Origin of the sequence: Geovibrio thiophilus, assembly GCF_004087915.1 — a bacterium.
GTDB lineage: Bacteria > Chrysiogenota > Deferribacteres > Deferribacterales > Geovibrionaceae > Geovibrio > Geovibrio thiophilus.
This window is the reverse complement of sequence record NZ_CP035108.1, coordinates 2,206,216-2,230,714: the sequence shown is the minus strand read 5'-3', so window position 1 is coordinate 2,230,714 and position 24,499 is coordinate 2,206,216. Positions and strand designations below refer to the sequence as shown.

Sequence of the window (24,499 nt, the reverse complement as noted above, 5' to 3'; positions counted from 1 at the left end):
CATGGCTAAACAGATGGCATTTTACTTTGACCAGAATAGATGTATGGGCTGCCACGCCTGCGTTGTTGCCTGCAAAGACTGGAACGACGTTAAACCCGGCAAGGCAAGCTGGAGAAAGCTCAGTGTTACGGAAAGCGGCGCTTTCCCTGATGTAAAGGTTTTCAACCTTGTGCTTTCCTGCAACCATTGCGCAAACCCCGCATGTACTGCGGCCTGCCCCGTGGGAGCGATCTATAAAAGAAAAGAGGACGGCATAGTCATAGTAGACCGTGACAAGTGCCAGAACATCCGTTCCTGCGCTGTTGCGTGCCCTTACGGCGCTCCTCAGTTCGGAGACGACAAGTCCGAACCTGTTAAGAAAGCAAGCTGGGCAGTCGCCCACCCCGTGCAGAAATGTACCTTCTGCTGGGACAGGCTTGACGACGGTCTTGCTCCTTCGTGCGTGGCAGCCTGCCCGCAGAGAGCGCTTGACTTCGGCACAGTTGAAGAGATCAGCGCGAAATACCCCACAGCACAGAGAACCGCTGTAGGTATGCCCGATTCAACAAAGGACTCCAACGGTAATACCCTTACCTCCGGAGATACAGTACCCTCCATTTTCTTTAAACCGAAGAACTAGGAGCCGTAACAACCAAAAAATACCGCCCTCACATGGGGGCGGTATTTCTTTTTTTAAAGCCTTGTGAAACATGGCAGTAAGTTATATTTTGTCTGCTGAGTAAAAACTTAAAAGGAAATTCCATGATAACAGACATAAATGCGAAGACCTTAGACTTGATTAAAAGCAAAGCTTTCAGGGAGGACGCTGAAAGGTATGTGGCGCAGTACGCCGATTTTATGAAATTCGCTGAAGATTCGGGAATCGGTGCAGTCGAGGGGGTCTCCTCTAACAGCATAGCCGCTGAGAGGCTCTTAAAAAACAGTCGGATTAAGGGCTATAACGCGAAAAGTCTTTCATACGGTTATCTCTCCCCCGCCTGCATTGATTGCCGAACCGGAGAAAACTCAAAAACAGTTTTTCATACACTGACATGCAACCGCGACTGTTATTTCTGCGCGAACATGAATCAGGAAGAGTACGAGTTCTATACTAAAAACATCAACAACGCCGAGGAGGAGCTTGATTCCTCCATGGCAGGCAGAAAGGTTTCATCCGTTGCTCTCACAGGGGGCGAACCCCTTCTTCTTCCCGAGCGTGCTCTTGGGTTTTACAGACACGTTTCCGAAAAATATCCCGAGGCGCACAGGCGTCTTTACACCAACGGAGACCTGCTTACCGATGAGCTGGCTGAGCAGCTTGCCGCAGCGGGACTTAATGAGATACGCATAAGCGTTAAAATGGACAAGGACGGCTACCCGTCTGAGACACTGGATAAGCTGAGAATCGCCAGAAAGTTTATACCTGCCGTTATGGTGGAGATGCCTGTAATCCCCGGAACTTTTGAGCACATGAAGGATCTTCTCCTTAAAATGGAGGAAATAGGGTGCGACGGGATCAACCTGCTTGAATTTCTTTACCCTTGGACAGATTCCGAGGAGTATAAAAAGCTCGGATTCAAAATAAAGCAGCGCCCGTATCAGGTGCTGTATTCATACAGCTACTCCGGCGGGCTTCCCGTGGCAGGAAGCGAGGAAGAATGCCTCAGGCTTCTTGAGTTTGTTCTTGAAAAGGAGCTGAAGCTCGGCGTGCATTACTGTTCGCTGGAAAATAAGCTGACATCACAGGTTTACTTCCAGAATTACACCACAAAGCTCATGCCCTTTGAAGTTATGTCTGAAAAGGACTTCTTCATAAAAATTGCCCGTGTTTACGGCAGTAACGCCGGAAAAGTGCAGAAATTCCTCAGTAAAAAGGGAGTGCCTTTTCAGCGCATAGCAGGCTCGGACGCTCTTGAGTTTCACCCTAAATATATCTCGGAGCTGAGAGGGGTGGACGAGGTTGCGCTTACGTACAATATTGTAGAGAGTGAGGGCAAATCCTCCCATATGCGTGAGCTTAAGATAGACTTGGTTAATCCGTCTTTATTCGATTACGATGAAGATATATGAGGTGACGTTATGAACGTTAATGAAGTATGTGAAACACACAAAGGAAGAGACGTAACATTCAACATTTTTTCGAGAGTGTTCAACGATGTGCCGGATGATTTTTCCGACAAACTCGCTGCCGATACCTGCGCTTACCTTGTGTCGGTTGCGGAAGCGTCCGAAAACGGCGATCTTAAAAAAGGCGCGCAGATTCTCAACACGCTTCTGCCCGCTGATAAATCAAATCTGGAGAGCTGGTTTGCCGAAAACAGACTGGACAGGGCGAAGGACTTCACCTTTCTTTTTGTTCTCGGTCAGGGCTCTGTGTCCTCTTACGAATCTGTCTACCGCTCCCCTGAAAGACTCATAAAGCAGGAGCCGTGGTCGGAGGTTAAAGCCGCCTATGCTCTCAACGGCTTCAAAAAAGCGGACAGCAATAAAACAATAGAAGACCATGTATCCCTTGAGCTCCAGTTTATGGGTCTGCTGAGCAAAAAGGCGGCAGAACTACTGCAAAACGAGGATTTTGACGGAGCTGAAATTAAGCTTAAAGCTCAGAAAGACTTTTATAACAACCACATAATCAAATGGGTTCCCGATTTCTGCGATAAAGTGATCAGCAAAAGCGAAAGGCTTCATACTCAGTTTTACGTTGCCTACGCTTATCTGCTGAAAGGTTTTCTTACAGAAGATATGCTGTTTCTGGAAGACCTGCTCGGAGGATAGATTCTATGGGCGTGGTGGAAGGCGTATTTGAAAAACTTTCCGAATATTTCGTTATAAACAGTGCGCTGTGCGTGCGGGTGCGCCACAAAAACGCCGCCTGCACGGACTGCACTGATGTCTGTCCGGCTGAGGCTGTGAAAATAACCCGTGCCGGCGGAAAGGTGCTTGTGGACTGGTCAGTCTGCACTGACTGCGGAAAATGCGTAAGCGTATGCGTTAATAGCGTATTTACGCTCCGCAGAGCGGACGATGCGCGTATAAACACCTCCGCCGCAGAGCAGATCAAGGCTGACGGCAGCGTGAAATATTCCTGCGCCCGCTCAAAATCCGCGGAGACTACTGCGAAGGTCTCCGCTCTTGCCTATATTACCAGAAAGCAGATAATCAAAGCCGCGTCCGCAGGGGCAAAGAGGCAGGAGTTTATCCATGGCGACTGCTCTGTGTGCCCGTCCGGCGGCTGTCTGGATATGCTGGGCAGGGAGATTGAGGCGTCGTCCAGAATACTTGAGCTATGCGGAAAAGAATCGGCGTTTCTCATAAGGAAGCCGGACGAAGTCTCGCTGCCGAAAAAGAAAAGCAGGCTGTCCGAACGCCTCGGCGGAAAACAGGATGTGAGACTCAGCCGCAGGGAGTTTTTCGGTTTTCTCAAAACCGGGGCGGAAAAATCTGTGGGCAAAACACTACAGTATCTGGGTGAAAACGATTCCAACCGCCGGAAAACAATACTGGAAGTGAAAGAAACCACCGCTCCGCACAGGGAGTTCCTGAACTCTGTGGAAATACTCGGCGGTGACATTCTCATCCGCAATATGCAGAAGGAAGGACTTCTTAAACGCGCGGAGATCAACCCTGAAAAATGCGCCAAGTGCGGGATATGCGCACGGATGTGCCCGTTTCAGATTTTTGAGCCTGTTACGGAAATCATTAAAGGGCGTGAGGTTACGCAGTTCATCAATGTTAAATCAGTCGGCTGCACAGGCTGCAATCTTTGTACCATCTCCTGTCCGTACGGCGCTGTAAGCGTCCGCTGACTTTCTTAGAAACATCTCTTAACTTTAAAGAAATCATGTTTTGTGCTAGGTTTTTCAAGTGGAGGACGCCATGAGAAAAACCGCTGTTTTTAAATCAGTTCTTGCGGATGACGATTCGCTGGACAGGGCATGCAAAAGCATACCGGAAGAGGCATGCAGGCACTCCGCCCGCAACTACAGGGCAAATCTCATGAACGGAGCGGCATCCAAACTGGCTGAGCAGGCAGCGGGACCTAACCTTGTTATTCCGTGGCTGCTTCAGGCAATCGGAACCCCTGTGTGGATTCTGGGGTTCGTCATGCCGCTCAAGCAGACCTTCTCACTCCTGCCTCAGATGGTAACCGCCGGATATATCAGGACACTTGGCATACGCAAAACAGTATGGACTGTTTCAGGCTTCATTCAGGCACTCTGTCTTCTCCTGATGATCCCCTCTGCTATTTACCTTACACCTGTACAGGCAGGCATTTCCGTTCTTCTGCTGCTCATTGTTTTCAGCACGGCAAGCGGCACGGCGTCCGTGGCTTTTCAGGATGTGCTCGGTAAAACCATAGACAAGGGGCAGAGAGGCAGGCTCCTCTCCTCCAGAGCCTTTGCGGGCGGCATACTCACCATCGCCGCGGGGCTCGTCATCGGCAGGCTGAAAGGCGGCTCGCTGATAACACTTTACATGCTTGTTGTTTTCGGTGCTGTACTGTGGATTATCTCTTCTCTTTTTTTCCAGAGCATAAAAGAGTATCCGGGCGCTGTAAAAGGCGGCAGGAACGCATTCAGGGAAACAGCGGCGGGATTTGCCCTTTTCAGACAATACAAAGGCTTCCGACAGTATCTGTACGGCAGAATAGCACTTAACATCATTGAGATAGCTGTTCCTTTCTATGCGTTTTACGCTTCTGAGCTTTTAGGCACATCCAAGGCAGGACTCGGACTTTTCATGACCGCCATAGGAGTCTCTCAGGTGATCAGCAGTCCGTTCTGGGGCAGGGCGGCGGATGAAACCAGCCGCAAGGTGATGATCCAGAGCGCGCTAATTTCCGTGGCGGCGGCTGTTCTGGCTGTCGTCTGTTATTTTCTCACGGATCATCTCGCGGTATATGCGGGGCTTCTGACAGCGTTTGTGCTCATCGGACTTGCCGAAGCCGGAGTGAGGCTCGGGCGTAAAACATACCTTGTTGACGCCACGCCAGCAGAAAACAAATCAACCTTCACGGCGTTCAGCAACAGCGCTGTGGGTATTCTTTCCCTTTTTGCGGGGCTTCTGGGACTTCTGGCGGAGAAAACAGGCGCGGCAGGAATAATCGCCGTGATCGGAGCAATGTCGCTTATCGCTGTGTTTGCAGCAGCCCGCATGCCTGAAGCCGACGACATGCTGAAGGATTAATCCTGACTTATCCGTAAAAAACTCCTTGACTTTCCATGATTCAAAAGTTAGATAAATTGAACAAATATATTTAGATCTAAAAATATAGGTCACCTGAAATTATGGAGGAGCCGATGAGCAAAGTAGGCATTTTTTACGGAAGCAGCACAGGCGTTACCAAAAGCGCGGCGGAATTAATCGCTAAAGAACTTAAAAAAAACAATATAGAAGCAGAGATTCACAGTGCGGGCGATACGGATATTTCCGCTATAACTTCGTACAGCGGAATTATTCTCGGCACCTCCACATGGGGAATGGGCGACCTTCAGGACGACTGGGAAGGGCTCAAAAAGCCTCTGGCTAATTCAGACCTCAATGGAAAAACAGTCGCTCTCTTCGGTTCGGGAGATCAGGACGGCTATCCGGACACTTTTGTTGACGGCATAGGCATTCTTTACGATGCAGTCGCCTCCGCCGGGGCGAATGTCGTGGGCTCCGTATCCACAGACGGTTACAGCTATGACGCATCTCTTGCGGAAAGGGACGGTGAGTTTGTGGGGCTTCCCATTGACGAAGACAATCAGGCGGATATGACCGATGAGCGTATAAAGGCATGGGTTGCGTCTATCTGCGAATCATTCGCAGGCTGATATGCAGGTTTTCAGCCATCATCTGTATGAATATAAAAAGGGTCTGCGCAGCCTGATACTTCACACGGCAAAGGCAGAGCTTAAGCCTCTTTTTGAAAAGAAGCTGGCGAGAAACGAAATTTCCTATTTCATACAGGATATTGACGACACGAGGCTCAACATCTTTTTCGGAGATGAAATCTGCGTGAATGTCGTCAGACAGTTCGGGGTTTCGCTTGATAAGCTGACGGATGAGCAGGACTTCATTCTCGGAGTTATGCTCGGCTACGACAGAATACTCCAGTGCAAGCGTTATCTTTCCCGAAAAACCGCCGCGAAAAAATGCGGCAGAATAGCAGTGTAGCGTTATAAGGTGCGGCTTCTGCCCCGCACTTGTATTGATAGTATTATTCAAACCCCTGTGGCGGACATTCCCTGTGTCCGCCTTTTTTTATTAAGCTCCGGAAACAACTTTTCATTTGGTAAACTCACGGTCAAATAAGGATTTCAAAGGCATTTTAACTCAGAAATGACTTGACAACAGATGCTACTTATTATACTAGAAGTCTATTATTTAGTTAGGTAATTCTAAAATTGTTCCGAGGATCTCCGAATCCCGCATAGCTTAGGCTTCTCATTATTTTTTGGAGGTTTTCTGAATGAGAAAATTATTCATACTTTTATCTGCCCTCACTCTGCTTCTCGCAGCGGGCTGCGGCGGAAGTTCCGGCGGCGGAAGCAGCGACCCCGATGACGGCGGAAGCACAACTCAGACCATATCCGGCATCGTAACCGACCCTGCGATAACAGGGGCACAGGTTGAGATAAGAAATATCTCTGACGATACTCTCGTGAATACCTGCGGCGTTGCGGGCAACCTTCTCTGCCGCACATTCAGCAATGACGAAGGTGGATTTTCATTTATTGTTCCCTCTTCTTTCGACTTTTCACTCTACTACATGCAGACGCACGGCGGGGTTGACACTGAAACAGGAATCAGTTTTGAATCAATAAGCCTGACTGCCCCCCTTAACGCTTTCAGCGGAGATACAGACGGCATAGTGGTGTCGCCTCTTACTTCTCTTATCGTCTCCGACTTGGCTTCTGTAACCTCACGCATGAGCCAGAGCGAAATCGAGGCTGCTGTCAGTGCAATAAGAAATGCCTTCGGCTTTTCTGCGGATACGGATATTCTTTCCAATCCTTCCCTTGAGCCTGAGCTTCTCCATGCTTCATATCTGCTTGTCAGGATCGCCTCACAGTACCGCGATCTTAACAGTACATACGGCGGAGGTGAGGAAGATCCGTTTGCCGCAATAGTGAGAGCGGTTGAAAACGGGGAGTTTGTCACTGAAAGCGGAGAGTTCGCGGCGGGAGCGCTTGATCAGGTTTTTGCGGAATTTACTTCTGCCGCGTCATATGCGGATGTGAAGCAGGAGCTTGAGGAAACACTGACTCTTCTCGCAAATCTCAGCGGAGAGGGCAATATCGTTGAAGAGCTTGTAGCTGCTGAGAAAAGCGCGCTTTTCAGAAGAGCGGTTTCAAGCCTTGTTGAGAATCTTCCCGCTACTGTTTCAGACACATACATTGAGAATGTTGACAAACTCCTTGAGGGACTTGAGGAAACAGCAGATGCAGAGTTTGCTCTTGAAAGCTTCCCGATCTATCAGGCTGTGAGGTTTGCTCTCTTCAGTGATGATTTTTTCGGGGATTACAATAGCTATCTTTCAGCCGATTTTGATACGGCTCTTGCGTCAATGCTTGCGGCTGACGGCTTCGCGACAGCACTGGGCACAATCATGAATGAAGCCAGTGTACAGTTTGTCAATATTCCCCTTGCTGCGGCGAACCTGCCCGGAGACAACAACACGGCAAGAGCCGATTATTATTTCAACTCAAATATTGACAGAAATTATCTGGCAAGAAAACTCATCAGCAAGGTATATGATGATGAAATAAATGATGCCATCTATCTGGAAGTTATTTACTCCTACGCATCTTACGGAATGCTTGAGAAGGCAAAAAGAATTTCGGACGCTTTTCTTGTTATGTCTTTCAGCAAGGCGACTGCGTACAGATATATCGGAAAGTTTACAAGAGTATACGGCAGTGCAGATGAGACATACAATCTGCTCAAATCCGCAGAGGATATTATAGTATCTATTTATTCTGCCAGAGGCGATGGAGTGATCACCTCTGATGAAGCAAGCGAACTGATTCTTTTATCAACAGAGTATGCGTACATAGACAGACAGGATGAGTCTCTGAGGCTTAAGGAGTGGCTTGCTGAAGAGATTGCCAATATCGCAAATGAAACTACAAGAAAAACAGCTCACGGTCGTCTGCTTACCGCACAGTGGCACGCCGCGGAAACACTCGTTTATTCAAATGATTCCAGAGCTGAAGATGCAGTTGATTATTTTGTCGAGCTGATCGAAGGGCAATATCCTAATACCACCCCCGGCAAAAGATACTCCATCCACCTTGTTTATTACGCTTACGCTTCAGAGATGTATAGATCTCTCGGTCTTAAGGAAAAGGTGAAAAATCTTTTTACGGACAATATAGACCCTCTCAGGCTTCTGGATCAGGCGGAAGAGGGTGTTCAGTGGCAGCTCTACTACGACAGCATTCTCAGCGACCTTTACTGGAGCGGCGAAACAGAAGAGGCGGTTGCCGTTCTTGACACTCTTACAACAGCGTCTGCCATCAAAAACACTACCAAGGCAATTACTATAACAATGGTTTTTGAAGAAGGCTTTGATACGGCTGTAGAGTTTTTTGAAAGAAAAATACCTATGGGCGATACTTTCTCCGCAATAGGCGATTACATGGATTCGTGGGTTTATCTGGGAGTAAACAAGTCCAGCACCGGGGTAGCGCTGGCAGCAGTGGAAATGGACAACGAAACCCTTGCTCTTCAAGCGCTTACATACATGGAAAATAAGCTGGATTCGCTGAAAGCATACATCGACAACAACAGCATAAGCTACAACACATGGCTTACGTTGGTTGTTGCAGGCAGCAGAGAGGCTGAAGCCGGTTATGTAAAGCTGGCGGAAGTTTATATGTCTATGAGTGATGATGTTAAGGCGGCTGAACTGCTCCAGAAGGCGGAGGACTACACTGACGCCAGCACGGATTCCCTGTATAAAGCTTATGCGTATTCAAGAATTGGGGTTTCCTATGATGGGCTGAACAATGTCTCCAAGGTTGAATCCCTGCTTGCCAAAGCGAGAACGATAGCTACTGATAATTTTACTCCAGCGGTTTTTTATGCCTTCTATCTGAACACGGCGGATGATTATAATCTGCTCGGAGATAAAACAAACATGGAGTTTAGTCTTGACACTGCGGCGGACTATGCGGGAGATGTTCACACCGCAGGTACAACGGATGACACCAATGCCATAGCGGAATCAGGGTATTTCAGGTATTTGTCCAGCAGGTATTATACTGTGCCTGATATGGAAAAAGCCAGAAATATGCTGCTTGCGGCTGAAACTGTTTCTGCAGATATTGCAAGTGCTTCAAAAAAGACTTCTGAAAGAAAAAGCATTATCCTTGTATATGCCGCTCTTGGTCTTGTGGATCTTGCTTATGAGAAAACTGGTGAACTTCTTTCAACCACTGCGGACCGCTATGATTCAATACTGGATATTGCAGGGACAGTCACTTCATCCTCTGATTTCTCCGGTGTATCCATTGCGTTTGTGGATACGGATAAAGACGGTAAGCCGGATTTCTTCCTGCCCTCCGCTACATCGGCAGAGATAGCCGCTTCCGGTCTTGAGCTTGACGATGATTCTGACGGTGACGGTAAGCCGGATACCACAGACACCACGCCATTTTACGCGGATTAAGCAGCGATGAGTAAAATTATAAATACTATAAAGAGAGCCGCTTATGCGGCTCTCGCCTTTCAATTCGTCTGTTATGCTGCATACGCTGCGGACATTTCGGACAATATAAGCGAAGCCGATATTTTAGTGCTTGATGAAGTTGATGTCGTTGAATCATACAAAGAGCTTAATAAGTCCGGAAGAACAGAGATTCCCCGTGAATATATAGAGAATCTTCCAAAGGGCAACGCTAATATAACTGATCTCCTCAGGATGGCTCCTTCCGTGCAGTTTAACGAATCCTACAGAAGTTCCCTGACGGGCGGCGAAATAGCACCGGAAGAGCTTTCCATATCAGGAGGAAAGCCCTATGAAAACCTCTTTCTTGTGGATGGAATGAACAACACCAGCATTCTGAATCCTGCTGACTTTAGTCCGTATGACACTGACTCCATAGGCGGGTATTCGCAAAAGATCTTTCTGGATTCATCCATTGTTGAAAAGATGACAGTGTATGACAGCAATGTCCCTGCGTCTTTCAGCGGATTTATGGGCGGTGTTGTCGATATAAAAACCAGAATGCCGGAGAAAGAGTTCAGCGGTGGTGTTTCATACCGTACAACCCGTTCTGAATGGGCGGAAATTATAGTGGATGGAACTCTTGAGGACAAATATAAGTTTGAAAACTCGGAAAACTCTTTCAAACAGCCCAGATTTGAAAAACACTTTGTAAATTTTTACGTTGATGTTCCAGTTACCGAAAATACCGGCTTCCTTATTTTTTACAGCAGGAACGAATCCACTATTCCGCTGAAATTTTTTGACGGCTGGAAAGAACAGTCCAGAGTATCTGAAAATGTTTTTTTTAAAGGAGTACATAACATAGACGGGGGGCGTTATCTGGAATTTTCCTTATCTTATATGCCCTATGAGGGGATTTATTTCACGCCTAATACTCTGAACAGTGAGTTCACTATTGAGTCCGGCGGGTTTGCCGGAGTTGCCAAATACGTGCGTGAGGAAGGGGAAAATAAGCTGTCAGTGAGTGTGGACGCTGCGTCAACTGAATCCTCAAAAACTGCTCCTAACGAATTGAAAGCATGGATTGCGAGCGGCAGCAAGCCTTGGGGGTATTTGGTTGAAACTGAAATAGGAAATGACGGTAATCCGGACAACATAACATCAGGCGTCAGCAGAGAAGGCGGGTATGGCACTGTAGAACAGGAAGAAAAGGCACTGAACCTGAAACTTGATCATGCCATTGGCAGCTACAGGTTCGGCGGAGAGCATCTTCTGTCTTATGGAGCGGTGTATTCTTTCATTTCAGGTCGTTACTACAGGCCGGAAGATGCGTACAGCTATTCCGGAGCAAGACTCAGCGCTGATGTTGTATGCAATGGTGACACCGGCACATGTGTCGACGGCGAACAGTATTTTTATAAGAGAAGCATCACTCCGGCAACAGATGTTGACGCTGATATAAATGAATACAGTTTTTATGTGCAGGATGACTGGACAGCAGGTAAGTTCAACCTGAGAATCGGGCTGAGGCTTTCATATGACGACTATATGGAAAATGCGAATATCGCACCCAGAACAAGGCTTCAGTACGATCTCTTCAATAACGACAATACTGTATTTTCAGTGGGCTACAACAGGTACTACAGCGGAAACCTTCTGTACAACAAGCTGCGGGAAGGCATAGCTCCTTCATATGAAGAGAGGAGGAGCACTTACCAAAACCAGCTTCTTGAATGGGGAGAGACAACTGACGGGGGTGATATTAAGCATAACTTTGCCAATTTGGAAACCCCTTATACTGATGAATATGCGACGGCAGTTGATCAGAGCCTTTTCGGCGGTGTTCTCAGCCTCCAGTATATCCAGAGGGAGACCAAAGATGCTTTTGCCAGAATGAAAACAGAGACTCAGGCTGACGGCTACAAACACTACTTTCTGACAAACAACGGACGCAGCAAATACAGATCCGTTCAGGTTAAATGGAATAAATTCTGGAAAAATCACAGCTTCATGGCAAATGCGATGTGGCATGAATCAGAAACATCCAACAAAACCTATGATTCTGATGATCTTGAAGATATGGATGATGAGATACTGTACAAGGGTAAACTCATCAAAAGATATGACAAGCCTAAAGATAATTACAATCGTCCCATTGTCGCCAATATAGCTTACACCGGAAAGTTTTTTGACAGACTTGTTATTTCTCCTGTTTTTAATTTCAGGGGAGCATACAGGCAGGTTGTTCTCACGGATGATGCTTATCCTGCCGGTACGACTGGTGAGGACGATCCTATTACAGGAGATCCTGTTTACAAATACGTTGAAAAATACGAAGAAGAAAAATTTGATGTCTCCTACACGTTGGACTGCGCTGTTTCATGGGTTCAGCCTCTTAAAAGGAAACAGAAGCTTACTTTTACAGTAGAAGTTTACAATGTCTTTAACAGCAAGAATGAAATAGGCAAGAGTGACGACCGTACCGACACAACGGAATACAAAAACGAATACGAAATCGGGCGCCAGTTTTGGGCGGGGGTGGCTTATGAATTCTGATAAGGTTATCTGCATCGAAAACCTTGAGCACTCCTACGGGAACAACAAAGTGCTCCACGGAATAAACTTTACGGTGGAAAAGGGGAAAACCTTCGGTCTTCTCGGTAAAAACGGAGCAGGGAAGACAACCACCATCAACATAATGATGGGTTTTCTCGCACCGGACAAGGGTAAGTGCCTTGTTCTGGGTGAGGCGGCGCACAGTCTTTCCCCTGATGGGAAAAAGCGGATCGGTCTTCTGCACGAGGGGCATCTGTGCTATGAGTTCATGAGCATAGACCAAACTGAGAAGTTTTATAAAAGCTTTTATCCTCAATGGGATATGGAAATATTCGACTATCTGATGAAAAAGCTCGGGCTCAACCGAAAGCATAAAATTAAGCATATGTCCTGCGGTCAGCGCTCTCAGGTGGCGCTTGCCATTTTGATGGCGCAGAACGCCGATGTGCTGATTCTGGATGATTTCTCCATGGGGCTTGACGCGGGCTACCGCAGGCTGTTTCTGGATCACTTGAACTTTTACGTGAAGGAGCGGAAGAAGACTGTCCTCATAACATCCCACATTGTTCAGGATCTGGAAAGATTTGTGGACGATGCTCTGATAATCGACAAGGGAAAGGTTCTCCGTTCCGCTCCGTTGGCGGAACTGAAAAACGGTCTCTACGGTTACAGGATAAAAAGCGCTCAGGATCTTACCCCGCTGGAAGCGGAAGCGGAAATCCGCGATGTTTCCCACACCAGCGGCGGATACGAAATCATAGCGGAGATTCCGCCTCAGGACGCTGCGGTCTATTTCTTTTCAAAGACCGGAGTTGAAGTAACACCTGAAAATTATGACATAACACTGGAAGACGCGTTTATCGCGCTTACCGGAAAATATTAGGTAGATTTAATGATTAGGCAGATCTGGATCAAAGAGTTCATTAAATTGAATAAAGTTATTTTTGCCGTATTTCTGGCGAGCGCCGGATATGCGGTTTACTTCTGGCTCAAGCTCAGAAGCGGCTTCTCCATGATGAATCCTGTTATGATATGGACGGATATAATTGATAAGCATTCATTTTTCTTCGGCAGATTCGAGATCTTGCTTCAGGTTTCAGCAATCGCGCTTGGTGTGATGCAGTTTTATCCCGAAACAGAGAAGAAGCGTTTCCGCATATCCTGCCACCTTCCGGTGAACGAATATGCCATGACAGGAAGCATGGTGTTCTTCGGCATAAGTGTTATTACACTGCTTTGGATCTTTGACGCGGCTGTGGTTTACCTATCAGCCAGAGTATATTTCCCTTATGAAATCTATTCGGAAGCTCCTGTGGTTATGTTCTACTGGTATCTCACAGCGGTTGTCATTTATATTTTTGTGTCTTCTTTCACATTGGAACCAGTCTGGAAACAGAAGTTCAAGCTCGGCATAATGCTCGGCGCGTTCAGCGGTTTTTTCGCCGTCTCAGTCTACAACTCCGACAGAACAATCCTTATGCTCTCCTGCATGCTTGCGGTGATGTTTATTCCCGTGCTGTTTTATCCGGCGCTCAGATTCAGGAAAGGGGCGTGATATGAAATATATTTCCAGATACCTGCTGCTCATAGCGGCGGTTATTTCCTTCAGCAGCCTGATCCCTTATCTGTATTCCACTGTTTTCGGCAAAAGGGCGGAAAGACCGGCGATCTTCTACAGCAAAGTCATTGAGGATATTGTCTACAGCCTTGAGGACAGATCCGGCTCCAGAAAATATTATGACGGCGCAGGCAACGAGTACAGCGCGAAGGAATACACAAGGCTTATTCCCTTCATACAGTACAGGGATCTTCAGAAATGGGGCATGTATCCCGACATAGTGGGCGGCGAGTATGTTTCAGTCGAGCAGGCTGCAAGCAACAGGGATTTCGTGAATATTCACTCCTATTGGATAGATGGCGAGAAGGTAAGGATAAAACTTTATCCGCTGTTTGAATCCGACAGCGATTTCACAAAGGTCGAGATGCCTTCGGAGCTTTTCCGCATAAATTCCCGCATGGAATTCATAAACGGGGTGAAAAACGCCGTGGACGAGGAAAAAAGCGTTCTCTTCACAGAAGCTTTAAGAAAAGAGGGATTTGTTTTTCCGCCTAAGATGATAGCCGGAAATCCGACTACGAAAAAGCCTTACGATTTCGGCTACTTCGTTCAGGACGGAGCAGGCGAAATGTTCCACCTGATGCAGGTAAAAGGGCAGCCTTCCGTGAAAAAAACGGGAATAAAGCCCGAAGACGGAATCCTGTATATCGCAGTCAAAGAAGATATGGTTCTGCCTTACTACGGTTTTCTGTTAACCACTGGGGGCGGCGTATACCACATCATGAAGGAAGGCTACGAACTGAAAAAGCTTCCCGTGGAAAACTACAGACCCCTTGAGCAGACCTTCAGATATATAAAAGACCCGCTCAATATGATGGTTAAAATCTCTGACGAGTTCGGGGAAAATGTCTATGTAGCGGATAAAAACTACAATTTGGAAAAGAAGGCGTTTTATCCGTATGAAAGAAGGCTCAGGGGAGTGTTCAGAGCGGTTTATGACTCAGTTTTCCCCTTTGAGATAAATACAAAAAATCCTGACAGGTACGGCAGCAGCCTTAATATCGAGTTCAGCGAAAAACTGCCTGCGGCGTTCATTTTTTCGGCTGTGCTCGCTGTTTTTTACGCTGCTCTGATGATTTTCAGCGGAAGAAGAAACCGCACACTGCCCTATGACACGGCGCTTGTGCTCGCCGGCGGAATATACGCTGTTTTCGCTCTGGTACTCTTGGACGGATTCGGGAGGAATAAAATATGAACAAAATTCTTGTCGCATTGTGTGTGATGCTTGCCGGAAGCGCTTATGCTGCGGAAGCGGATAAGATTCTGGATTTGCAGAAGAATATCCATGACAAGAAAAGCGGCTTTTACTCGGAAAACGAGAAATGGCAGGAAGAAAAAATTAATCTGGAGCAGCAGTATATACATCTGAAAAGAGCCGTGGCGGAGAAGGAGGCTTATCTGAAAAGTCTCAAATCATCCGCTGCGGAGCTTAAAACCGAGGCGGACAGGAGCAGAAGCAGAATAGCCGAAGGGCAGAAGCTGAAAACAGGTCTGGAAACAGCCCTTTCATACCTGCTTGAAAAGCTCGGCTCCGAAATATCTTCCGGTGATGAGGCGGCGGTTCAGGAAAGGAGCGAACGCATAGAAAGCCTTGTCGCTTTTGTCGCCGCACCTGATGTTCTCCCCGCGGAGAAGGTGCGCAGGGTCATGGAGGCTTACAAGGTTGAGGCTGACATGTCAAGATACGCTGAAATACGCAGCATGAGCGTGACTGTAAACGGTGAGCAGCTTAACGGCTATGTGCTGAGGGCAGGAGGGCTCGCCGGCTTCTTCACCACGCCGGACGGAACCACTGCCGCATTCTTCAATCCGTCCTCAAAGCAGTTTGAAAAGCTAGATTCAAAGTATTCGGAAGAGGTTATCATAGCCGGTGAGCTGGTTAACAGAAAAAGGATGCCCGCTCTGGTGACTCTTCCCGTGGGGAGGATAGAAGTACAATGAAAAGACTCGCAGTTATAATGGCGGCTGTGCTGATTATCCCCGCAGCCGTATTCGCAAAAGATTTGAGAGTGATTTACAAAGACCTTGTGCAGGAATCCGAAACTGTTTCAAAAACAATAGAGAAGGAACTTCAGGCTTTAAGGAACGACCGCAGTAAAATGAAAAGTGAAGTGACGGCGCTGGAAAGACAGCTCGCCGCACTTGATGCCGAGGCTGATTCGCTCCGCAGGGAGAGCGAAGGCTACATAAAGGCTATAAATGAGAACAGGGAAGCCCTCAGCAGGGAAAACAGCAGCTTCACACAGATTGAGGCGGCGGTGGAAGCCGCCATGCAGGATTTCTTTGTGATGGCTCAGGAATACCCGTCTTATGCTATTCCCGGCGGCGGCGACTTCTTTAAAAAAGGAGAGGAGCCTCTCGCCAAGCTCAGCTTTCTCGCTGGGAGCTATCTGGACTTCATCGGTTATGCCTCAAGGGTGAGTCTGCGTGATATGTCTGTGACAGATACTGACGGAACTCAGAAAAATGTTCAGGTGCTCTCTATCGGCACCTTCGCTGATGTTTATAAAGACGGAAACGAGCACGGCTACCTTGCCAGAAGCCTTGAAGGCGGCTTGCAGAAAGTTGCCGGCGTACCCTCAAAGGAGCGCGGGCTGGTGGAAAAATATTTCAAAGGGGAATCTGACGATATGTCTCTGGACTTCTCGGGCGGCGCCGTTTTCAAGCAGTGGGAGAACAAAATCACGCTCCTTTCCCAGCTTAAAAAAGGCGGGCTTCTGATAATCCCCATTATTCTTGTTGCGGTGTTTGCGTTCCTCCTTGCTCTGGAGAGAGCGTACAGCCTCTATTTCAAAGGTTTGGGCGGTTTGGACGCTGTTGACGGGATAGCCTCAAAGCTTGAAGCCGGCAAGACGGATGAGGCTCTCAAAAACGCCGAAAGCATAAAGACCTCCCCGATGGGCAGGGTTTGCATGGCGATAATACCTTACCGCTCATGCACTTTGCAGGCGAGGGAAAACATACTCAACGAGGCTCTTCTTAAGGAAGTGCCGGTTATTGAGAGAAACCTCTCACATCTTTCCACATGCGCTGCTGTTGCGCCGATGCTTGGTCTTCTCGGTACAGTTACGGGGATGATAAGCACATTCCACGTGATCACCCTTTACGGCTCCGGCGACCCGAGGCTGATGGCGGGCGGTATATCCGAAGCGCTGATAACGACTATGTTCGGTCTTATTGTGACTATTCCCGTCATGCTTGTTCACACCTTTTTCGCAAGACGTGCGGAGATTCTTCTGGACAGGCTTCAGGAGGCAGGGATGAAGGTGTTCAACTCAGCGGGAACCGAAAAATGATAGGCGAAATATATAAGGTAGTTACCGATAATACTGTTCAGATGATAATCTTCTTTTTGAACATATACATATGGTTCTGCATTATCGACAGGCTGTTCTTTTACGGCTGGCTGCTGCTGCCCGCTAAGGGTAGCAGCGTTTCCCGCATCACGGAGAAGGTGCGCTCTGAGCTCAGTGCGCTGCACATTGTTTATGAGAATGAAAAACAGCTTGCCCCTTATCTTGGCAAGTACATCAGGCTTCTGGAGCACAGGCTGTCGGGAATCAGGATAGGCACTGCGGCTGCGCCGATGCTTGGGCTTCTGGGAACTGTGTGGGGTATGCTCATAGCTTTCAGCGTAATGGCTGAGAGCGGGACAGGCGAACCCGGCATGATAGCAAACGGCATATCAAGCGCACTCTCAACCACTATGTGGGGGCTTGTGGCGGCTATACCCGGGCTTGTTGCCATGCCTTTTCTCCAGCGGATGAAGATAAGGCTGATCAACAAAATCAATGCAGAAAAAATAACATACATCGGAGGGCAGTCATGCAGCGTATAGCCAGACGTTCCTCAGGCAATTCATCTTCAATTGATATGACGCCTATGATCGACCTGATCTTTCTGCTTCTGATCTTCTTCATTGTTACCACAAGCTTTGTGAAGGAAACAGGTATAGAGGTGGAAAAACCGGTCGCAGCCACGGCGCAGAAGAAGGAGGATTCCTCCGTGCTCATAGCCGTAACCGGTGACGGGCGCATTTTCATGGATAATCAGGAAGTCGATATAAGAAGCGTAAGGGGCAGGGTGTCCGTTATGCTTTCAGACAACCCGAAGGCGGCTGCGGTTGTGATAGCCGATAAGAACGCCCGGGTTGAAACGGTTGTGGAAATCATGGATCAATGCCGCCTTGCGGGTGTGAATCACGTGAGTCTGGCGGCGAAGGGCGGACAGTGAGCAGGCTTTCCTCCTTCGGAATAAACGCTCTTAAGTGGGCTCTGGCGTTTGTGATGACGCTGCTGGTATTTTCGGTGTTCATCACAATGAACCGTGAGCACAGCTTCGACACATCAGACAGAGGCGATGCGTTCCGTGTGATGATGAGTGAGAAAGCCGCAGAAAATATACAGCAGGAGAAGCATGAGCTGCCGAAGGAACCGGAAACCGAGCGTGTTCCCACTCAACAGCCGCTTATGCAGGATATGCCCATAGAGGCTGATGTTGATGCGGGGGACACAGGCATAAGCATACAGGTGTCCGAGGTGAAGGTTCAGCCTGCGGCTCTGCCGAGCATAAGCGCTCCGGCGCAGCCTGTGTCGGCTCCGTCGGATGCGGTTTATAGTCTCAGTGATCTGGACAACAGACCGAGGCAGACAGTCAACGTCAAACCCGATTACCCCAGATACGCTGTTAACAACCGCATAGAAGGCAGCGTAACAGTCAGCTTCACTCTGGACAGAAACGGAAATGTGGTCAATCCGCAGGCTGTTAAGTCTGATCCGCCTAATGTCTTTGAGAGTTCGGCGCTTGCCGCCGTAAGGAAATGGAAGTTTACCCCCGCTGTCAAAGGGGGCGAAACGGTTAATGTGCGCATGATAGTAATTGTAAAATTTACGCTGGAAAAATACTGATGAAAAAGCTTTTTATACTCCTCATGACTGCGGCGTCCGTCAGCGCTTTTGCCGCGGATGCCGAAAAGGGACTCACGACAGAGGCCCGCACGGCTTATACCAAGGCTCACTCATTTTATGAAAAGGGTGAGACAGTCAAGGCAGAGGATGCTATCAGGGAATACAGGAAACAGTTTCCCGAAGCGTCCCACGGTCTGCACAGCATGCTCATGGGCAACATATGCCTGAAAAAGCAGGATAAAAAGTGCGCTATGAGAGAGTTTGAGGACAGCGCCGTATTTTACGGAGACAACAGGCAGATGTGGGAAAACGCAGCTCTGCTCGCCTATGAAAACAAAGATTACCGAAAGGCGGAGCAGCTTCTGAACAAGCTTTCCTCCCTTGGCGGGCTGAATATGCAGGAGAAAAAGATACTTTTCTCAGTTTATTTCGATGAACAGCAGTGGGGCAGGGCAGCTTCCGTCATTACTCCCGCTGAGTTCAAAAGTTTGGATGATTCGGATGCCAAGGCGGTTCTCGCGGCGACATTCCGCGCAGACAGAAAGGACTCCTTCTACTCCATGCTCAAAGGCAGGATCGACGTTTCGCAGAATCCCGACTGGTGGAAATACTACGCCGCGTTCGCCCTTGAGGACGGAAAAATCAAGGAAGGCGTCTCCGCCATGAGAACATATGCCAGAACCGGCAATATCGGCGGGGCTGATAAAATCACCGCCGCAAAACTTCTTGCCCGGGCTAAGGTCTATGATGAAGCGGCGGAGTTTTTCACAGCCGCTATGAACGAGGTGCGTCTTGACTGCCGTGATATGGTCTTTGCCGGAAATGTGGCGAGGAAAGCCGGTAAATTTGAAAACTCCATAAGCATCTTCGACAAGGCTGTTGCCGCAGGCTGCACTGATAAAGCGCTCAGTTCAAAAGCTGTGACTTACTTCATGAAAAAGGATTACGGAAGAGCTGCCGAGACCTTTGTCAAATCAACCGAGAAAGAGGGAAACAGGTCTTACGGCTCTTATATGGCAGGTCTCTCTTACTATAAAGCGGGGGACAAGGCAAATGCCCGCCGTTTTCTGAAAATGACAGGAAAAAACAGCGAATACGGCAGGCGTGCCATGAAGCTTCTTGAATATCTGGAGGAAAATGATGATAAAAACAGTTAAAAATGCCCGCTTACTTATAACGGCTTTAATTATTGCGATAGCGGGCGGCTGTTCGCTGAACACGGCGGCTGAGGCTAATTCGCCTGAAAAGCTTCCGTTCAGCGACAGGATTATTTACGGAAAGCTTGAAAACGGTCTTCAGTATTATATAAGGCAAAACGATCTTCCGCAGGACAAAGTGGAACTGCGTCTGAACGTGAGAACGGGTTCTCTCAACGAAACCGAGGCTGAGCGGGGCATAGCCCACTTTGTGGAGCATATGGCGTTCAACGGCACAAGGAACTATCAGGGGAACGACCTGATAAAATTCATGGAGGAGCTGGGACTCACCTTCGGTCAGCACTCAAACGCCTACACTTCATCCGAAAACACCCACTATCAGCTCAGCGTTCCCGCGGATAAGGAAGAGCTTATCAAGGACTCTTTTCTCATAATGCGGGACTGGGCAGACGGCATTACCTTTGATGAAAAGGAGATAGAGAGTGAAAAGGGTGTAATCACCGAAGAGTGGCGCATGCGCAACGATGTGCGCAGCCGCATACGCAACATGGCGAGGGAATATCTTCTGGAAGGCTCGCTTTACCCTCTGCGTGACCCCATAGGGCTCATGGAGGTTGTGGCATCCGCTGATAAGGCTCTTCTCAAAGGCTATTACGATAAATGGTACACCCCTGAGAACATGTCCGTTATTGTTGTGGGCAATATAGACCCCGTGAAGGCGGAAGAACTCATAAAAATAAACTTTTCATCAATTGAAGGCAGAAAAACACCGCAAAAGGCGGACACATCCGTTCCGTTTCAGGACGGGCTGAGAATGCGGACTATCACCGATCCCGAGGCAACCTCAGTTTCACTCTCATATAATCTTTTCAGCGAAGAAGGCAGGGTGGAAACCTATGAGCACCTTAAGCAGAACGTGCTTGAAAGCGGCGCCATGAGCATGCTGAACAAGCGTGTAGCTTCTAAGATACTTGAAAAGAAAAGTGACCTGCTCGCATTCCGCGGCGGCAAGTCGACTATGACGGACAGTCTTGCCCTCACAAGGTTTTCCATCACCACAAGACCTGAAAGCATTGAGGCGGACATAAAGGAAATGCTCACCGAGATTGAGCGTGTTAAGCGCTACGGCTTTAATATGGATGAGCTGAAAGAGTTTATCACATCGCAGAAAACATATGTTGAGCGTGCCGCCAGCCCCGACTATAAGTTTCCGTCCGACAAATACGCCGGAATGATAGCGGAGTATGACACATTCGGCGGGCATCTCACAGAATTTACACAGGACAAGGTTCTGCTGAACCGCATATTCGATGAAACAAATATCACAAGCTACAACAGGGCTTTCAACAGGCTTCTTGAGAGCGGCAGCCGCATGGTGATCATAACCATGCCCGAAAGAGACGCTGATAAAATATCCCTCACCGATGAAAAGTTCCTGAAAATTCAGTCCGAGGCGGAAGGCTCGGAAGTGAGCGCTCAGGCTGCGGGCGGCATACTGGATAGAATAATCGATAAGGAGCCGGAAGGCGGGGTTGTAAAATCCAAGGAAAGCTATGCGAACGTTGACGGGGAGCTGATTACCTACGGCAACGGCGTGCGTCTTTTCATTAAATACAATCCGGTGGACAAAAACCGCTTCATGCTCACAGCGAAGAAGCCCGGCGGGTTCTCCGTGATGGGTGACGAGGAAATTCTTTACGCCGATTTCATGCAGAGAGCACTCATATCAAGCGGCTTTCAGGGGATCAGCAGGCGTGAGCTCCAGACTTTTCTTGCGGGGAAAAGGGTTATGGCATCACCCGGGGTTACAGGCAATTCGTTTGACTTCGGCGGCGGCGGCGACAGCGAGGACATGGAGACCATGTTCCAGCTTATATACAAATACATAACCGCTCCCGACATTGATAAAAACACCTTTGAGGCGCTGATGAAATCCACCACCAATGCTCTGGAGAGCGCCGAGAAGGATAAGAAAACGGTCTTCTTCCGTGATGTGGCGGAAAAGATGTTCAACGACAAATACCGACGCGGCTATCTGCTGGAAGCGGATCTGCCGAATATCACCCCTGATAAGCTTATGAAGCTTTATAACGATTACTTCAGCGGAATAAACAACTTCATATTCGTTATCTCCGGCGATGTGGACAGGGAGAAAACGGCTGAGTTAGGGCGTAAATACCTTGGCGGACTGCCCGCCGTGAAGGAAAAGGCTGAGGCTGTGGACAGAGGACTGAGGCTGAAGGAAAGCTTCGCATCGGCGGAAGGCTTCGGCGATGTGGAGAACAGATCCACGGTGATGATCCGCTTTGACAAGGATGTGGAATACACCGCAAACGGAAAGCACTATGTATCGGTAATAAGACGTGTGCTGAACCAGAGAATGCGTGAGAACATCCGTGAGGACATGGGCGGAGTATACTCCGTCAGCGCCTCGATAAGCTATTCGGATTATCCCGAGACTGTCTTCTCCGGCAGAGTATCGTTCACGTGCGACCCTGCCCGCAGAGACGATATAATCAAGGAAGTTATCAAAACTATTAAAGATATAGCAGAAAACGGCATAACAGAGAAGGAGCTGGAAACGGCAAAAAGCCAGCAGAGCGTTCAGTATGACTCCGCAGGTGAAGAGAACCGCTTCTGGGTGAACAATATAGTATTCGATTTCATCAGGGGCGAGCCGGTTCTCTCCGTTGCGGAAACCAAAGAGATTATAAACGGGCTGAACCTTAAGGACATCAATAGCTTTGCAGTCGAATACATGAATGATATGAGAATCTTTGTCGCTTCGTACAATCCGGAGGCGAAAGTTGAATAAACTTCTGCTTCTGATATGCGCCCTCTGCCTGTTTTTTTCACAGGCGGAGGCGGGGATTACGAAGAATCACGGTTTTTCCCTCACGGGTGAGCTGAAATACGGCGCTGATTTCAGGCATTTTGACTATGTGAACCCGAACGCACCGAAGGGGGGCACCCTGCGCAGGGCGATGTACGGCACCTTCGACAGCTTTAACCCCTTTGCTCCGAAGGGGCTTGCCATTAAGGCGACAGGCTATCTCTATGACAGCCTGCTGACCTCATCTTCTGATGAGGCGGTGAGCTATTACGGGCTCATAGCCGAGACTATGGAGTATCCTGATGATTACTCGTGGGTGGTGTTCAATCTCCGCCCCGAGGCGAGATGGAGTGACGGAACGCCGCTCACTGCCGAGGATGTGGTTTTCAGCTTTGAGAAGATAACGGAAGCCAGCCCATTTTACAGCAACTACTACAACCTGATTACAAAGGCTGAAGCCGTAGGCAGGCACAGTGTGAAGTTCCATTTCAAAAAGGGTGAGACAAGCCGTGAGCTGCCGCTCATAGCCGGTCAGCTTTCCATAATCCCCAAGCATTTCTGGCAGACGAGAGACCTTTCCAAATCATCCCTTGATATTCCACCTGTCAGCGGAGCTTACAGGATAGCCTCATACGAGATCGGCAAACGGGTTACCTTTGAGCGGATAAAGGACTACTGGGGCGAAAAACTTCCTGTCAATGCAGGACAGAACAACTTTGACGCAATAGTTTTTGAGTATTTCAGGGATCAGACTGTTGCATTTGAGGCCTTCAAGGCAGGGCACTTCGACTTCACAGCCGAAAGCTCCGGCAGGCGTTGGTACAGGGGCTACACAGGGAAATACTTTGATATGGGGCTGATCAGAAAGGAAGAGATTCCTCACAAAAATCCCCAAGGGATGAAAGGGATAGTGTTTAACACAGCTGTTAAGCCTCTCGACAGTGTTCTTGTGCGCAAGGCGCTGAATTATGCTTACGATTACGACTGGATAAATAAAAACATATACTTTGATCAGGACAAAAGACACGACAGCTACTTCTCAAACTCCGAGCTTGCCTGCGGATCTGTGCCTCCGGCTGCGGTTGCCGCTTTAATAAAACAGGTTAAGCCGGATGCCGGAGACGGGCTTATGAAAACGCCGTTTAAGCTCCCCTCCACGGACGGCAGCGGAAACAACAGAGAAAACCTGAAAACCGCAGTGCAGCTCTTTGAGCAGGCGGGCTACCGCATAGTAAACGGAAAGATGACCGGTAAAGACGGCAGGTCGCTTTATCTTGAAATATCCACATCTTCCAAAACCATTGAGAAAGAGCTTATGACCTTTAAAAAAGCCCTTGAACGCATCGGGATAGACTTTTACATAAGGTATCTGGACTCCACCCAGTTTGTGGACAAGGTGCGCTCCAAGGACTATATGATGATCTACACCACGGTCAGGCAGTCTGAATCGCCGGGGAACGAACAGAGGAATATGTGGCACTCCGAGGCGGCGGACGAGGCAGGCAGCAGGAATTATGCCCGCATAAAGGATCCCGCTGTGGACAGGCTTGTGAACATGATAATAAACGCTCCCGACAGAAAAAGCCTTGTGACATACTCCAAAGCGCTGGACAGGGTGCTCCTGAACGGATGGTATTTTATTCCGGCGGGCTACTCGGACAGATACCGCATAGCCTACTGGGATAAGTTCGGCAAGCCGGCGAAAATGCCCGAATACAGCTTCGGTTTCGGTTCATGGTGGATAGAGCCCGGGAAAGAGAAAAAGATCGACAGCCTGATCAAAAGGTAAGT

Annotated in this window: 20 protein-coding genes; all 20 read left to right on the top strand. The window is 48.4% G+C overall.

The genetic code is table 11. The features are described from left to right. Window position 1: 1 nt before the first annotated feature. Complete coding sequence (locus EP073_RS10385) at window positions 2-619, top strand: 4Fe-4S dicluster domain-containing protein (protein ID WP_128467083.1); 618 nt, start codon at window positions 2-4, stop codon at window positions 617-619. 155 nt (window positions 620-774) lie between these two features. Continuing rightward, entirely contained in the window at window positions 775-2,049 is a 1,275-nt protein-coding gene (locus tag EP073_RS10380; protein ID WP_164885339.1) for a radical SAM protein, read from the top strand. 9 nt (window positions 2,050-2,058) lie between these two features. Then, a complete protein-coding gene (locus EP073_RS10375; protein ID WP_128467081.1) occupies window positions 2,059-2,754 on the top strand; it encodes a TorD/DmsD family molecular chaperone in 696 nt (231 codons plus the stop codon). Window positions 2,755-2,759: 5 nt separating this feature from the next. Beyond that, window positions 2,760-3,785, top strand: coding sequence for a 4Fe-4S dicluster domain-containing protein (locus EP073_RS10370; RefSeq protein ID WP_128467080.1), 1,026 nt, complete (start codon window positions 2,760-2,762; stop codon window positions 3,783-3,785). A 70-nt stretch (window positions 3,786-3,855) separates the two neighbouring features. Then, complete coding sequence (locus EP073_RS10365; protein WP_128467079.1) at window positions 3,856-5,166, top strand: MFS transporter; 1,311 nt, start codon at window positions 3,856-3,858, stop codon at window positions 5,164-5,166. A 113-nt stretch (window positions 5,167-5,279) separates the two neighbouring features. Next, window positions 5,280-5,795 carry a flavodoxin gene (locus EP073_RS10360; RefSeq protein WP_128467078.1) on the top strand — a complete coding sequence of 172 codons (516 nt, stop codon included), beginning with the start codon at window positions 5,280-5,282 and terminating at the stop codon, window positions 5,793-5,795. A gap of 1 nt (window position 5,796) precedes the next feature. Beyond that, entirely contained in the window at window positions 5,797-6,138 is a 342-nt protein-coding gene (locus tag EP073_RS10355) for a DUF2023 family protein (RefSeq protein ID WP_128467077.1), read from the top strand. A gap of 295 nt (window positions 6,139-6,433) precedes the next feature. Then, window positions 6,434-9,637, top strand: coding sequence for a hypothetical protein (locus tag EP073_RS10350; protein WP_128467076.1), 3,204 nt, complete (start codon window positions 6,434-6,436; stop codon window positions 9,635-9,637). 6 nt (window positions 9,638-9,643) lie between these two features. After that, a complete protein-coding gene (locus tag EP073_RS10345; protein ID WP_128467075.1) occupies window positions 9,644-12,193 on the top strand; it encodes a TonB-dependent receptor plug domain-containing protein in 2,550 nt (849 codons plus the stop codon). Next, entirely contained in the window at window positions 12,183-13,076 is an 894-nt protein-coding gene (locus EP073_RS10340) for an ABC transporter ATP-binding protein (protein ID WP_128467074.1), read from the top strand. The genes EP073_RS10345 and EP073_RS10340 overlap by 11 nt, the downstream gene beginning before the upstream one ends. Before the next feature lie 45 nt (window positions 13,077-13,121). Then, the gene (locus tag EP073_RS10335; protein ID WP_128467073.1) at window positions 13,122-13,748 is read left to right on the top strand and encodes a hypothetical protein; all 627 of its coding nucleotides are present in this window, start codon (window positions 13,122-13,124) and stop codon (window positions 13,746-13,748) included. Window position 13,749: 1 nt separating this feature from the next. Next, window positions 13,750-15,006 (top strand): DUF4857 domain-containing protein, encoded by a 1,257-nt coding sequence (locus tag EP073_RS10330; protein WP_128467072.1) that lies wholly within the window; start codon window positions 13,750-13,752, stop codon window positions 15,004-15,006. Further along, window positions 15,003-15,752 carry a DUF3450 domain-containing protein gene (locus EP073_RS10325; RefSeq protein WP_128467071.1) on the top strand — a complete coding sequence of 250 codons (750 nt, stop codon included), beginning with the start codon at window positions 15,003-15,005 and terminating at the stop codon, window positions 15,750-15,752. Before EP073_RS10330 ends, EP073_RS10325 begins: the two co-directional genes overlap by 4 nt. Next, window positions 15,749-17,107 carry a MotA/TolQ/ExbB proton channel family protein gene (locus EP073_RS10320; RefSeq protein WP_128467070.1) on the top strand — a complete coding sequence of 453 codons (1,359 nt, stop codon included), beginning with the start codon at window positions 15,749-15,751 and terminating at the stop codon, window positions 17,105-17,107. The genes EP073_RS10325 and EP073_RS10320 overlap by 4 nt, the downstream gene beginning before the upstream one ends. Further along, window positions 17,104-17,649, top strand: a complete 546-nt coding sequence (locus EP073_RS10315) for a MotA/TolQ/ExbB proton channel family protein (RefSeq protein ID WP_128467069.1) — start codon at window positions 17,104-17,106, stop codon at window positions 17,647-17,649. The genes EP073_RS10320 and EP073_RS10315 overlap by 4 nt, the downstream gene beginning before the upstream one ends. Continuing rightward, window positions 17,637-18,044: an ExbD/TolR family protein gene (locus tag EP073_RS10310; protein ID WP_128467068.1), complete on the top strand. Its 408-nt coding sequence runs from the start codon at window positions 17,637-17,639 to the stop codon at window positions 18,042-18,044. The genes EP073_RS10315 and EP073_RS10310 overlap by 13 nt, the downstream gene beginning before the upstream one ends. Continuing rightward, on the top strand, window positions 18,041-18,718 hold the full coding sequence (locus EP073_RS10305; protein WP_164885338.1) for an energy transducer TonB: 678 nt from the start codon (window positions 18,041-18,043) through the stop codon (window positions 18,716-18,718). The genes EP073_RS10310 and EP073_RS10305 overlap by 4 nt, the downstream gene beginning before the upstream one ends. Further along, entirely contained in the window at window positions 18,718-19,875 is a 1,158-nt protein-coding gene (locus tag EP073_RS10300; RefSeq protein WP_128467066.1) for a tetratricopeptide repeat protein, read from the top strand. The genes EP073_RS10305 and EP073_RS10300 overlap by 1 nt, the downstream gene beginning before the upstream one ends. After that, complete coding sequence (locus EP073_RS10295) at window positions 19,856-22,690, top strand: M16 family metallopeptidase (protein ID WP_128467065.1); 2,835 nt, start codon at window positions 19,856-19,858, stop codon at window positions 22,688-22,690. The genes EP073_RS10300 and EP073_RS10295 overlap by 20 nt, the downstream gene beginning before the upstream one ends. Beyond that, window positions 22,683-24,497, top strand: a complete 1,815-nt coding sequence (locus tag EP073_RS10290) for an extracellular solute-binding protein (RefSeq protein ID WP_128467064.1) — start codon at window positions 22,683-22,685, stop codon at window positions 24,495-24,497. Before EP073_RS10295 ends, EP073_RS10290 begins: the two co-directional genes overlap by 8 nt. The last annotated feature ends 2 nt before the right edge of the window (window positions 24,498-24,499 follow it).